The 13,399-nt window shown below is 61.5% G+C and carries 12 protein-coding genes; 4 read left to right on the top strand and 8 right to left on the bottom strand.

From position 1 onward, the window contains the following. Positions 1-9: 9 nt before the first annotated feature. The 8 genes from ppa to exaC all read right to left on the bottom strand — a co-directional run bounded on the left by ppa (position 10) and on the right by exaC (position 8,612). Positions 10-537: an inorganic diphosphatase gene (gene ppa / locus HBN98_RS25935; protein ID WP_003228599.1), complete on the bottom strand. Its 528-nt coding sequence runs from the start codon at positions 535-537 to the stop codon at positions 10-12. Between the two features lie 113 nt (positions 538-650). Continuing rightward, complete coding sequence (locus HBN98_RS25940; protein WP_064589417.1) at positions 651-1,463, bottom strand: M90 family metallopeptidase; 813 nt, start codon at positions 1,461-1,463, stop codon at positions 651-653. Between the two features lie 4 nt (positions 1,464-1,467). After that, positions 1,468-2,118 (bottom strand): DedA family protein, encoded by a 651-nt coding sequence (locus tag HBN98_RS25945; RefSeq protein WP_007968152.1) that lies wholly within the window; start codon positions 2,116-2,118, stop codon positions 1,468-1,470. A 318-nt stretch (positions 2,119-2,436) separates the two neighbouring features. Next, complete coding sequence (locus HBN98_RS25950) at positions 2,437-2,898, bottom strand: GNAT family N-acetyltransferase (protein WP_003228592.1); 462 nt, start codon at positions 2,896-2,898, stop codon at positions 2,437-2,439. A gap of 115 nt (positions 2,899-3,013) precedes the next feature. Next, positions 3,014-3,838: an ethanolamine ammonia-lyase subunit EutC gene (gene eutC / locus HBN98_RS25955; RefSeq protein WP_083367811.1), complete on the bottom strand. Its 825-nt coding sequence runs from the start codon at positions 3,836-3,838 to the stop codon at positions 3,014-3,016. Between the two features lie 5 nt (positions 3,839-3,843). Continuing rightward, positions 3,844-5,238: an ethanolamine ammonia-lyase subunit EutB gene (locus HBN98_RS25960; RefSeq protein ID WP_083367812.1), complete on the bottom strand. Its 1,395-nt coding sequence runs from the start codon at positions 5,236-5,238 to the stop codon at positions 3,844-3,846. Between the two features lie 201 nt (positions 5,239-5,439). After that, entirely contained in the window at positions 5,440-6,810 is a 1,371-nt protein-coding gene (gene eat, locus HBN98_RS25965; RefSeq protein ID WP_064589414.1) for an ethanolamine permease, read from the bottom strand. Between the two features lie 281 nt (positions 6,811-7,091). Beyond that, on the bottom strand, positions 7,092-8,612 hold the full coding sequence (gene exaC / locus HBN98_RS25970) for an acetaldehyde dehydrogenase ExaC (protein ID WP_025108675.1): 1,521 nt from the start codon (positions 8,610-8,612) through the stop codon (positions 7,092-7,094). Between the two features lie 390 nt (positions 8,613-9,002). Between exaC and HBN98_RS25975 the strand changes: the two genes are divergently transcribed. The 4 genes from HBN98_RS25975 to HBN98_RS25990 all read left to right on the top strand — a co-directional run bounded on the left by HBN98_RS25975 (position 9,003) and on the right by HBN98_RS25990 (position 13,383). Beyond that, on the top strand, positions 9,003-10,916 hold the full coding sequence (locus tag HBN98_RS25975) for a sigma-54-dependent Fis family transcriptional regulator (protein WP_083367813.1): 1,914 nt from the start codon (positions 9,003-9,005) through the stop codon (positions 10,914-10,916). Positions 10,917-11,112: 196 nt separating this feature from the next. After that, the gene (mpl, locus tag HBN98_RS25980) at positions 11,113-12,462 is read left to right on the top strand and encodes a UDP-N-acetylmuramate:L-alanyl-gamma-D-glutamyl-meso-diaminopimelate ligase (protein WP_083367814.1); all 1,350 of its coding nucleotides are present in this window, start codon (positions 11,113-11,115) and stop codon (positions 12,460-12,462) included. Beyond that, the gene (gene ubiX / locus HBN98_RS25985; RefSeq protein ID WP_064589411.1) at positions 12,459-13,106 is read left to right on the top strand and encodes a flavin prenyltransferase UbiX; all 648 of its coding nucleotides are present in this window, start codon (positions 12,459-12,461) and stop codon (positions 13,104-13,106) included. The genes mpl and ubiX overlap by 4 nt, the downstream gene beginning before the upstream one ends. Then, positions 13,099-13,383 (top strand): YceK/YidQ family lipoprotein, encoded by a 285-nt coding sequence (locus HBN98_RS25990; protein WP_047602534.1) that lies wholly within the window; start codon positions 13,099-13,101, stop codon positions 13,381-13,383. The genes ubiX and HBN98_RS25990 overlap by 8 nt, the downstream gene beginning before the upstream one ends. Positions 13,384-13,399 lie beyond the last annotated feature (16 nt).

Consider the following 13,399-nt stretch of genomic DNA (forward strand, 5'->3'; position numbering starts at 1 on the left):
AGCAGGTGCTTAGCCCTTGTAGGCGGCAACCGACTTGGTGATCGCAGCACGAGCGGCGTCAGCGCCGTCCCAGCCTTCGATCTTGACCCATTTGCCTTTTTCGAGATCTTTGTAGTTCGCAAAGAAGTGCTCGATCTGCTGGATCAGCAGTGGTGGCAGGTCGGTGTATTCCTTCACGTCGACGTACAGCTGGGACAGCTTGTCGTGTGGGACTGCGATGACTTTGGCATCGCCGCCGCCGTCGTCGGTCATGTTCAGGATGCCGACTGGACGTGCGCGGATCACCGAGCCTGGAGCAACCGGGTAAGGGGTCACAACCAGCACGTCGAGGGGATCACCGTCGTCAGCCAGAGTGTTCGGGATGTAACCGTAGTTGGCCGGGTAGAACATTGGGGTGGCCATGAAACGGTCAACGAACAGGCAATCGCTGTCTTTGTCGATTTCGTATTTGATCGGCGCGTGGTTGGCCGGGATCTCGATCGCGACGTAGATGTCGTTCGGCAGGTCTTTGCCAGCCGGAATCTTGCTGTAGCTCATTGGGCGTTGCCCCCGTAGTTTGACCAAAAACACTTGGCCGGATTGACCAAAAAGTGGCGGCGATTATAGGCACATTCCTACGCCGACGCCACGTACCAGAAGTCGTGCAGCGCTTAGTCGTGCGCCTGATAGACCGGGTCTGTGGCCTGAAGTTGCCGCAGCCGGCCCAACGGATCCTGCCGGTAGAAAAGCTTCAGTTGCAAGTAGACCTGTGGATAAGCCTCGTGCAGCAGATCCGGGGCGCTGAAGAAGTATTCGCTGGTGACTGCAAAGAACTCGGCAGGGTTTTCGGCCGCGTACGGGTCAATGGCGGTTTCGACGTCGGGGTGGCGGTCGAGCTGGTGGTTGAGGTCGTCGTAGGCGTGTTGCATGACCTCGGCCCAGTCGCTGACGCGCATGTCGGCGTGCAGCGGCGGCAGGCCGTTGGCGTCGCCGTTGAGCATGTCGAGCTTGTGCGCCAGCTCGTGGATCACCAGGTTGTAGCCTTCCCAGCCACCACTTGCCATTACCCCGGGCCAGGCGAGGATCACCGGACCCTGTTGCCAGGCCTCGCCGCTGTGCTCGCCGTCCCACTCGTGTTCGACCCCGCTGGCATCGCGATGGCGTTGCGGGCTGAGGAAGTCGTCGGGGTAGAGGATGATTTCGTGAAAGCCCTGATACCAGTTCAGATCGCCGAGATTGAGCAGCGGCAACTGGGCCTGCGCGGCGAGCAGGAGGCGTTGCTCCTGATGCAGTTCGACGCCGGGCAGGGCGGTCAGGTGTTTGTCTTCGAGAAACAACACGCAGGCTTCACGCAGCCACTGGTCCTCGGCGGCAGTGATGCCGTCAAGGAAGCTCAGGTGGTGGCGCACCCGTTGCCACAGGTCGTCGGCAATCGGGTGCCTGGCCAGGATGCGCCGGCGACGCCAGGCGCTCAGTGACCACATCGGATCAGTGGGTTTCGGCTTTGGCGCCGCCGAAACGGCTGCGCACCACACCGATGATCATCGGGATCAGCGACAGCAGGATGATGCCGACGACCAGCAGCGACAGGTTCTTCTTGATGAACGGCACGTTGCCGAAGAAGTAACCCAGGGTCACCAGACCGCCGACCCAGAGGATGGTGCCGAACACGCTGAACGCGAAGAAGCGCGGATACGGCATTTTCCCGACGCCGGCGACGAACGGGGCAAACGTGCGGATGATCGGCAGGAATCGCGCCAGGGTCACGGTTTTACCGCCGTGCTTGTCGTAGAAGTCGTGGGTTTTCTGCAGGTAGTCGCGACGGAAGATTTTCGAATTCGGGTTACTGAAGAGTTTTTCCCCGGCTGTTCGTCCGATCACGTAGTTGGTGCTGTCGCCGAGGATGGCCGCGAGCATCAACAGACCGCCCAACAGGACCGGATCCATGCCACCGCCCGCCGCAACGGCACCGGCAATGAACAGCAACGAATCGCCCGGCAGGAACGGCATCACCACCAGACCGGTTTCACAGAAGATGACAGCGAACAGAATCGCGTAGATCCACGGCCCGTAGTTGGTGACCAGCAAATCGAGGTACACATCGAGATGCAGGATAAGGTCGAGCGGGTTGAAATCCATGGGGGCACCTGTGGTGACGGCCCGACTCGGCAGGCCTGTGCGGATGATTCGGGTGTAAGCCTACAGCGGGGTGTAGTTTTTCTTACAAGCCGGAAAGCTCGGGATTATACGGTCTGAGAGGTGAAAAGCGCGTTGGTTTTGTAGCGGGGGATGTCGGGGTGTGAATATTTGTCAGGCGGGCGTCGAGCTTGATGAGGGCGGTAACACTCGGTCGAGCGTCAGGCAAAAGCAAAAGCAAAAAGATCGCAGCCTTCGGCAGCTCCTACATTTGGAATGCGTTGCCCTGTAGGAGCTGCCGCAGGCTGCGATCTTTTGATTTCAGAGCTCGTCGCTGATCGGCAACACGTAGTTCTTGAACTCGGTGTCTTCCTTGAAGCCGATGGATTCGTAGGTTTTCTGCGCCACTTCGTTGTTGCTGCTGGTGGAGACGCGCATGCGTACGGCCTGGGTTTCCTTGGCCATTTTCTTCGCGGTGCGGATCAGGTTGTCGGCCACCAGCTGCCGGCGGGCGTCTTCGGCGACATAGATGTCGTTGAGGATCCACACGCGTTTGAGCGACAGCGAGGAAAAACTTGGATACAGCTGGCAGAAGCCCATCAGCTTCTTGTCGTCATCGTCGGCCAGGGCCAGGTAAATCACCGACTCCTTGCGGCGCAGGCGTTTTTCGAGAAACGCGCGGGAGGAATCCGGGTAAGGCAGGGAACCGTAGAACTCGCGATATTTGACGAACAACGGGGTCAGCAAATCCAGATGTTCGAGGGTCGCTTGAATAATCCGCATGATAGGTCTCGTCTTCAAGTGGCTGTCTTCAACTGCTCTGACGGCGATGGGAAACCCTGGCGGCCGTGCATCGATCCTGCCTGAAAGCAGCGCAGAAACGCAATGCGGAAACGGTTCAGGTTGTCGACGGGCCCAGTAGGAAGTTTCCCTTCATGTCCGCCCCGGCGTCCGACTCCAGCGTCTGAACCTGTGCTTCGTCCTTCAGATTGACCCCCGACAACTGGCGCCGGCAGGCCTCGCGCATCAGATACAGCAAGCGATGCGCCGCCATACCGTAACTCAAGCCCTCAAGCCGCACGTTGGAGATGCAATTGCGGTAGGCATCGGTCAGCCCGATTTTTGGATTGTAGGTGAAATATAAACCGAGGCTGTCGGGCGAACTCAGGCCCGGACGCTCGCCGATCAGCATCACCACCATTTTTGCGCCGAGCAACTGACCGATTTCATCACCGACGGCAACCCGGCCCTGTTCCACCAGCACCACGGGTGCAATCGACCAGCCGTCGGCGCTCATCTGCTCCTCCAGGCGAGTCAGAAACGGCACGGTATGCCGATGCACGGCCAGCGCCGACAAGCCGTCCGCCACCACAATCGCCAGATCCACCTCGCCGGGGTGCGCTTGCGCGTAATCGCGCAGGCGCTGCGCCGAGTCTTCGCTGAGTTTGCGCCCCAGATCCGGGCGTTGCAGATAGCTGTTGCGATCCGTTGCCGCGCTGTGCAGCAACAGGCTCTCGCGCCCGCGCTCGCTCAATTGCGCGCTGAGCCCGGCGTGATCGAACGGCAGATGCACCGCATCCCGCGCCTGGGCGTGGGCGAACTGGAAATCCAGCTGGGCGCTGGTCGGCAGGCTGGTGCCGGTGCGGCCGAGGGCGATGCGCGCCGGGGTCAGGCGGCGCAGCTCCAGCCAAGGGTTTTGCGGGTCGACAGGCGGTTTTTCCATAACACTCATCCCAGTTGCGCCAGCGCCTGGCGAAAGGCCGGCGGCAGGTTGTTGCCAAAGCGAACCTTGCCGTCCGCCTGGGTGAAGATGCCCATGTTCGCCAGCCATTGTTCGAACTCCGGCGCCGGTTTCAGGCCCAGGGTCTGGCGCGCGTAGAGCGCGTCGTGGAACGAGGTGGTCTGGTAGTTGAGCATGATGTCGTCGGAGCCGGGGATGCCCATGATGAAGTTGATCCCGGCTACACCGAGCAACGTCAGCAGGGTGTCCATGTCGTCCTGATCGGCCTCGGCATGGTTGGTGTAGCAGATGTCGCACCCCATCGGCACGCCGAGCAACTTGCCGCAGAAATGGTCCTCGAGGCCGGCGCGGATGATCTGTTTGCCGTTATAGAGGTATTCCGGGCCGATGAAACCGACCACGGTATTCACCAGAAACGGCTTGAAATGCCGTGCCACAGCGTAGGCCCGGGTTTCGCAGGTCTGCTGGTCGACACCGTGGTGGGCGTTGGCCGACAGTGCGCTGCCCTGGCCGGTCTCGAAATACATCAGGTTTTGCCCAAGAGTGCCGCGTTTGAGGCTCAGCCCCGCGTCGTAGCCTTCCTGTAAGACATTCAGGTTGATGCCGAAACTGGCGTTGGCCGCTTCGGTGCCGGCGATCGACTGGAACACCAGGTCCAGCGGCACGCCACGGTTGATCGCTTCGATCGAGGTGGTGACGTGGGTCAGCACGCAGGCCTGGGTCGGGATGTCATAGCGCTGGATGATCGCGTCGAGCATTTCCAGCATCGCGCAGATCGAGGCAATGCTGTCGGTGGCCGGGTTGATGCCGATCATCGCGTCGCCATTGCCGTAGAGCAGGCCGTCGAGAATGCTCGCGGCGATGCCGGACGGCTCGTCGGTCGGATGGTTGGGTTGCAAGCGGGTCGACAGGCGGCCGCGCAGGCCGAGGGTGCCGCGAAATTGTGTGACCACGCGGATCTTCTGCGCCACCAGCACCAGATCCTGCACGCGCATGATCTTCGACACGGCGGCGACCATTTCCGGGGTCAGGCCGGGGGCGAGGGCGCGCAGGCTGGTTTCGTCGGCCGCCTCGCTGAGCAGCCAGTCGCGGAAACCGCCGACGGTGAGGTGGCTGACCACGGCAAAGGCCTGTTTGTCGTGGGTGTCGATGATCAGTCGGGTGACTTCATCGGTTTCGTAGGGAATCAGCGCTTCCTGCAAGAAATGCGTGAGCGGGATGTCGGCCAGCGCCATTTGTGCGGCCACGCGTTCGCCGTCATTGAGCGCGGCGACGCCGGCCAGGAAATCCCCGGAGCGCGCCGGGCTGGCCTTGGCCATGACGTCCTTGAGGCTGTCGAAGCGATAGGTCTGGGCGCCGACGGAATGGGCAAATGCGGCCATGGGCGGTGTCCTCCAATAATTACTGCAATCTGCTTACATAGGGTTGAACCTTTGTGGGAGCGAGCCTGCTCGCGAATACGGACTGACATTCAAACATTTGTCGACTGACACTCCGCTTTCGCGAGCAGGCTCGCTCCCACATTGGATCTCCATGCACTTCAATAATGCCGGCACTGGGCGAAAGGCCCGGTGCCGGTGCAACTAGATCCCTTCGAGCATAGCGTCTGCCGGGGCTTCGGCGCGTTGTTTGGCGGTCAGCTGGAAGTACAGATAACCAGCGGCCATGAAGCCCAGGAACACGCAACCGATCAGCGTGTTGAACCACGCCATCGCCACCAGGCACACCACCGCCAGGAACAGCGCAATCGCCGGCACCACCGGGTAGCCCGGGGCGCGGAAGGTGCGTTCCAGGTTCGGTTCGGTTTTGCGCAGTTTGAACAGGCTGAGCATGCTGATGATGTACATCACGATCGCGCCGAACACCGACATGGTGATCATCGCTGCGGTCAGGGTCATGCCTTGCAGATTGACCAGACCGTCGCTGTAAATTGCCGCGATGCCGATCACGCCGCCGGCCAGAATGGCCCGGTGCGGGGTCTGGAAGCGCGACAGCTTGGCCAGGCTTTTCGGCAGGTAACCGGCGCGGGCGAGGGCGAAGAACTGTCGCGAGTAGCCGAGGATGATGCCGTGGAAACTCGCCACCAGGCCGAACAGGCCGATCCACACCAGCATGTGCATCCACGAGGAATTGTTGCCGACCACTGCTTTCATCGCCTGTGGCAGCGGATCGTTGATGTTCGACAGCTGGCGCCAGTCGCCGACACCGCCGGCCATCACCATCACACCGATGGCGAGGAACACCAGGGTCAGAATGCCGCTGACGTAAGCCTTGGGAATCGTGCGCTTCGGGTCCTTGGCTTCTTCGGCCGCCATGGCAGCGCCTTCGATGGCGAGGAAGAACCAGATCGCGAACGGGATCGCCGCGAAGATTCCGGGGATCGAACCCAGGGTGAATTCGTTGGCACCCGACCAGCCGTTGAGCACGAAGTTGCTGAAGCTGAAGCCCGGCGCGACCACGCCCATGAACACCAGCAGCTCGGCGACCGCGAGCACGGTGACCACCAGTTCAAAGGTCGCGGCGATGCTGACGCCGAGGATGTTCAGGGTCATGAACACAAAGTACGCGCCGACCGCCGCGATCTTCGGATCAAGTTCCGGGTACTGCACGTTGAGGTAGGCGCCGATTGCCATGGCGATGGCCGGTGGGGCAAAGACGAATTCGATCAGGGTGGCGATACCGGCAATCAACCCGCCTTTTTCGCCAAACGCCCGACGACTGTAGGCAAACGGCCCGCCCGCGTGTGGAATCGCGGTGGTCAGTTCGGTGAAACTGAAAATGAAGCAGGTGTACATGGTCGCGACCATCAGCGCCGTGACCAGAAATCCGAGCGTGCCCGCGGTGCCCCAGCCGTAACTCCAGCCGAAGTATTCGCCGGAAATCACCAGGCCGACGGCAATGCCCCAGAGGTGCAGGGTGCCGAGTGTGGGTTTGAGCTGTGTGGTGGAAGTCATAAGTCCTCTCTGTTTTTTATTGTTCGATCTGTTGGACTTTCGGGTGCAATGGGTTGGGTGGATGGCGGCTGTTCACGCAGCGGCGTTTTACGTGCAAATCCTGAATGACGGGTACGCAAGGGCCGTGCCAGAGCGGCCAAGCCTTGGGGTCGTGTCATAAAGGACGCCAATCGCGAGCAGGCTCACTCCTACAAAAGGAATGCGGTGCAATTGTAGGAGCGAGCCTGCTCGCGATAGCGGTCGATAAGGCGACACAGAATCATCTGTGTCGCCCTCAGGTTTTAGAAGAAGCCCAGCGGATTGATGTCGTAGCTCACCAGCAGGTTTTTGGTCTGCTGGTAGTGGTCGAGCATCATCTTGTGGGTTTCACGGCCGACGCCGGACTTCTTGTACCCGCCGAACGCGGCGTGTGCCGGGTACAGGTGGTAGCAGTTGGTCCACACTCGACCGGCCTTGATCGCCCGGCCCATGCGGTAGGCGCGGTTGATGTCGCGGGTCCACAGCCCGGCACCGAGGCCGAACTCAGTGTCGTTGGCGATTGCCAGGGCTTCGGCTTCGTCCTTGAAGGTGGTGATGCTCACCACCGGGCCGAAGATTTCTTCCTGGAACACGCGCATCTTGTTGGTGCCCTTGAGCAGGGTCGGCTGGATGTAATAGCCGGTCGCCAGATTGCCCTCGAGTTTTTCCACCTTGCCACCGGTCAGCAGCTCGGCGCCTTCGCCCTTGGCGATTTCCAGGTACGACAGGATCTTGTCGAATTGCTGCTCGGACGCCTGCGCGCCAACCATGGTGTCGGTGTCGAGCGGGTCGCCGCGTTTGATCTGCAGGACTTTCTTCATCACCACTTGCATGAATTCGTCGTAGATCGACTCCTGCACCAGCGCGCGGGACGGGCAGGTGCACACTTCGCCCTGGTTGAAGAACGCGAGCACCAGGCCTTCGGCAGCTTTTTCGATGAAGGTCGGTTCGGCCTGCATGATGTCTTCGAAGAAGATGTTCGGCGATTTGCCGCCCAGCTCCACGGTGGACGGAATGATGTTCTCGGCCGCGCATTTCATGATGTGCGAGCCGACCGGGGTCGAGCCGGTGAAGGCGATCTTGGCGATGCGTTTGCTGGTGGCCAGTGCTTCGCCGGCTTCTTTGCCGAAGCCTTGCACCACGTTGAGCACGCCCGGTGGCAGCAGGTCACCGATCAGCTCCATCAGCACGCAGATGCCCAGCGGAGTTTGCTCGGCCGGCTTGAGCACCACGCAGTTACCAGCGGCCAGGGCCGGGGCGAGTTTCCACGCGGCCATCAGCAGCGGAAAGTTCCACGGGATGATCTGGCCGACCACGCCCAGTGGTTCATGGATGTGATAGGCCACGGTGTTTCCGTCGATTTCGGCCGCGCTGCCTTCCTGGGCGCGCAGGCACCCGGCGAAGTAGCGGAAATGGTCGGCAGCCAGCGGAATGTCGGCGTTGAGGGTTTCGCGGATGGCTTTGCCGTTGTCCCAGGTTTCGGTGATCGCCAGCAGTTCGAGGTTCTGTTCGATGCGGTCGGCGATTTTCAGCAGGATCAGCGAGCGCGCCTGCACGGAGGTCGCGCCCCACGCGTCGGCAGCGGCGTGGGCAGCGTCCAGTGCCTTGTCGATGTCTTCGGCAGTGGAGCGGGGGAATTCGGCAATCGGTTGGCCATTCACTGGCGAGGTATTGGTGAAGTACTGACCTTTGACAGGCGCGACGAACTCGCCGCCGATGTAGTTACCGTACTTGCTCTTGAACGAGACTTTGGCGCCTTCAGTACCGGGGTGAGCGTAACGCATGATGATGTTCTCCTTGGCTTTGTACTTATTAGAGAAACGCGCAGGTGCGCTTGCTATAAGCGTAGAGCAAAGGTCGGGCCACTGCCGCGCAGGGCAGGCAAATCAATGCTTTGCGTGTTTTCTGTCGGACGGGCGGGCGGCGCCTGTGATGGTTTCGGTACAGAGGGGGTGACAGTTTGTACCGCTTTTGGCACAGCCTGTGACTGACCGGTCTTGCCAGCATTGCAATGCCGGCCTGCCTGGAGGATCCTCAGCCAACAGAAACCCTGTAGGAGCTGCCGCAGGCTGCGATCTTTTGATTTTGCTTTCACAGATCAAGATCAAAAGATCGCAGCCTGCGGCAGCTCCTACACGAGGTTTGCGTCGACCTTTCGGGGAGAATAATAAGAAATGCACGACAACCATTTGAGTCGCCATGCCCAACAGGTGCTCACCGTGACTCAGGGCAAACCGCACCTGCACGGGCCCGGTGCCGACCCGTCGATTGCGCGGTCGTGGCTGCGCTGTCTTGAGGACTATCACCTCGACCCGGCTCTGACCATGGCGCCCACCGTGCTCGAACACGGGCGCGTTCTCGAAAGCCGCGAGCGCCTGCAACAGGTGTTGCAGATTGCCGGCAATGAAATGAGCAGCCTGCACCAACAGCTGTCCGGCGCCGGCCATGCGGTGCTGCTGACCGACGCGCGCGGGGTGATCCTCAACTGCGTCACTGCGCCTGCCGAACGCAAGATTTTCGAACGTGCCGGCCTCTGGCTCGGCGCCGACTGGAGCGAGGCCTGTGAAGGCACCAACGGCATCGGCACCTGCCTGGTCGAGCGCCAGGCGCTGACCATCCATCAAGACGAACACTTTCGCGGCCGCCACACCGGCCTGACCTGCTCGGCGAGCCCGGTGTTCGATCCGCACGGCGAATTGCTCGCGGTGCTCGACGTGTCCTCGGCGCGCCACGACGTTTCGCGGCAGAGCCAGTTCCACACCATGGCGCTGGTCAATCTGTCGGCGAAAATGATTGAGAGCTGCTATTTCCTGCGTTGCTTCGATAACCAGTGGTTGCTGCGTTTTCACTTGCAGGCCGAATCCGTCGGCTTGTTCAGCGAAGGGCTGCTGGCGTTTGACGGGGAAGGGCGGATCAGCGCGGTCAACCAGAGCGCGTTGAACCTGCTGGGGCATATTCGCGGTGGCTTGTTGGGCAAACCGGTGGAAGCGTTTTTCGATTGCTCGCTGGACGAACTGCTCAGTCGCGCCAGCGCCAATGCCAGTGCCAGTTGGCCGCTGCGCACCCGCGACGGGCGGCACCTGTTTGCCTTGCTGCGCGGTGAGTCGCGCAAACCGGCGCCGATCATGCCGGCCGCGGTCGTGGTCAAGCCGCAACCGCTGGCGGGCATTTGCCTTGGTGACGCGGCGCTGCAAGCGGATTTCCGCAAGGCGCTGCGGGTGTTCGAACGCGACGTGCCGCTGCTGGTCAACGGCGAAACCGGTTCCGGTAAAGAAGCCTTCGCCAAGGCTGTGCATCACGCCAGCCAGCGCGCTAACCGAGCCTTTGTGGCGCTCAACTGCGCGGCGATCCCCGAGAGCCTGATCGAGAGCGAACTGTTCGGTTATCGCGGTGGCAGTTTCACCGGCGCGCGCAAGGACGGCATGCGTGGCAAGTTACAGCAGGCCGATGGCGGCACGTTGTTCCTCGATGAAATCGGCGACATGCCGCTGGCGCTGCAGACCCGTTTGTTGCGGGTGCTGGAAGACCGCCAGGTGGTGCCGATTGGTGGCGAGCCGGAAGCGGTCAACGTGCGAATCATCAGCGCCACCCACCGCAATCTGCTGGAACGGGTCGAAGACGGCAGTTTTCGTGAAGATCTGTATTACCGGCTCAATGGCCTGGAGGTCGCGCTACCGGCGTTACGCGAACGTAGCGACAAGTCGCAGTTGCTGGATTTCCTGCTGGCCGAAGAGGCGGGTGGGGAAGTGATCGTGATCGACGAACCGGCGCGCCAGGCGTTGCTGGCCTTCAACTGGCCGGGCAACGTGCGGCAGTTGCGCAATGTCCTGCGTACGCTGGCAGCGTTGTGCGATGACGGACGGATCGGGCTGGAGGATTTGCCGGCGATGATTCGTCAGGTACGGCCGCCGCTGGAGCTGAAAACGGCTGAGTCCGAGCATCCGCTGGAGGACGCCGAACGTTTGGCGTTGCTCACTGCGCTGGAGCAGACCCGTTGGCACATGACTCACACCGCCGAGCAACTGGGTGTGAGCCGCAACACCCTCTACAGAAAGCTGCGCAAACACGGCATCGCCCGAACCGGATAAATCCCCCTGTAGGAGCTGCCGAAGGCTGCGATCTTTTGATCTTGTTCTTTATAGGATCAAAAGATCGCAGCCTCGTTGCACTCGTCAGCTCCTACAGGTGGGGTAGTGATCGTGGTCGTGGGTGATGGTGATCAGCTAAAGAGTGCGATTTTCCCCACCCTACGCTAACCTGCGGCCATGTTTTACGAGGTCGACTATGCACATTCATATTCTGGGTATCTGCGGGACTTTCATGGGCTCGATGGCGGTTCTGGCCAAAGAGCTGGGCCATCACGTGACCGGCTCCGACGCCAACGTCTATCCGCCGATGAGCACGCAGCTTGAGGCCCAGGGCATTCAACTGACCCAAGGCTACGACCCGGCCCAGCTCGATCCGGCACCGGATCTGGTGGTGATCGGCAACGCCATGTCCCGCGGCAACCCGGCGGTGGAATATGTGCTGAACAAAGGCTTGCCGTACGTCTCCGGCCCGCAGTGGCTGGCGGATCACGTGCTGCAAGGGCGCTGGGTGCTGGCGGTGGCCGGTACGCACGGCAAGACCACCACCAGCAGCATGCTCGCCTGGGTGCTGGAACACGCCGGCATGAGCCCGGGCTTTCTGATCGGCGGTGTACCGCAGAATTTCTCGGTGTCTGCGCGACTGGGCGGCACACCGTTCTTCGTGATCGAGGCTGACGAATACGACAGCGCGTTCTTCGACAAACGTTCGAAATTCGTCCATTACCGCCCGCGTACCGCGATCCTCAATAACCTTGAGTTCGATCACGCGGACATCTTCCCCGATCTGCCAGCGATCGAGCGACAGTTCCATCACCTGGTGCGCACCATTCCGAGCGAAGGTCTGGTGATTCATCCGACCACCGAACCGGCTTTGCAGCGCGTGATCGAAATGGGCTGCTGGACCCCGGTGCAAACCACCGGCGTGGGCGGTCAGTGGCAGGTCAAGTTGCTCAAGGATGACGGTTCGGCATTCGAAGTGATGTTCGACGGCGTGTCCCAAGGCACCGTCGAATGGGAGCTGACCGGTCAACACAACGTCGCCAACGCCTTGGCTGCTCTGGCGGCGGCGCGGCATGTCGGTGTGGTGCCATCGATGGGCATCGCCGGGTTGAGCGCGTTCAAGAACGTCAAACGCCGGATGGAGAAAGTCGCCGAAGTGCGCGGTATTACCATCTATGACGACTTCGCCCACCACCCGACCGCCATTGCCACCACCCTCGACGGCCTGCGCAAACGCATCGGCGATGCGCCGCTGATCGCGATCATCGAGCCGCGCTCCAATTCGATGAAGCTCGGCGCGCACCGCGATGGCTTGCCGGACAGTGTGGTCGATGCCGACCAGGTGATCTGGTACGCGCCGGCCAACCTCGGTTGGGATCTGGCCGGCACCGCCGCGTTGTGCACGGTGCCGTCGATCGTCAGCGATTCGCTCGAAGGCATCATCGAGCGCGTGAAGAGCCAGGCCCAGCCCGGCACCCACGTGGTGATCATGAGCAACGGCGGCTTCGGCGGCCTGCATGGCAAACTCGCCGAGGCGCTGAAATGAACACTCCTTCCCAGTACGGTGGCCCGGAGCGCATCACGCTGGCGATGACCGGCGCGTCCGGCGCGCAGTACGGTTTGCGCCTGCTCGATTGTCTGGTGCGGGAAGATCGCGAGGTGCACTTCCTGATCTCCAAGGCCGCGCAACTGGTGATGGCCACCGAGACTGACGTCTCGCTGCCGGCCAAACCGCAGATGATGCAGGCGTTCCTCACCGAGTACACCGGAGCGGCCGCCGGGCAGATTCGTGTGTACGGCAAGGAAGACTGGATGTCGCCGGTGGCCTCGGGCTCCGGCGCGCCGGCGGCGATGGTCGTGGTGCCGTGCTCCACCGGCACCTTGTCGGCAATTGCCACGGGCGCCTGCAACAACCTGATCGAACGCGCCGCCGATGTCACGTTGAAGGAGCGTCGCCAGTTGATTCTGGTGCCGCGCGAGGCGCCGTATTCAAGCATTCACCTGGAGCACATGCTCAAGCTGTCGAACATGGGCGTGACCATCCTGCCGGCCTCGCCGGGTTTCTATCACCAGCCACAGACCATCGACGACCTGATCGATTTCGTCGTGGCGCGGATTCTCAATCTGTTGGGGATTCCTCAGGACATGCTGCCGCGTTGGGGCGAACATCATTTGAGCAGCGATGAATAAGCTGCTGGCGATCGTGCTGGCGCTGCAACTGGCCGGCTGCGCCACCGCGCGTACGCTGGATGCCGCAAAACCGGGCGCGCCGGTGGTGTATTCCGGGACGCGCCTGGATTTGTATGCGATGAATGGCGGGTGTTGTGCGATGGACCGGTTCGGGGCTGAGGCGCCGAGCTATCCGGGGGTGGATCTACCGGCCAGTGCGTTGCTCGATACGCTGTTGCTGCCGTTATCGTTACTCACCGTGATCGGTGTGGGGTTTCAGGCGACTGGCGGGTTGTAAGGATCAAAAGATCGCA

Origin of the sequence: Pseudomonas koreensis (assembly GCF_012986595.1) — a bacterium.
GTDB lineage: Bacteria > Pseudomonadota > Gammaproteobacteria > Pseudomonadales > Pseudomonadaceae > Aquipseudomonas > Aquipseudomonas koreensis.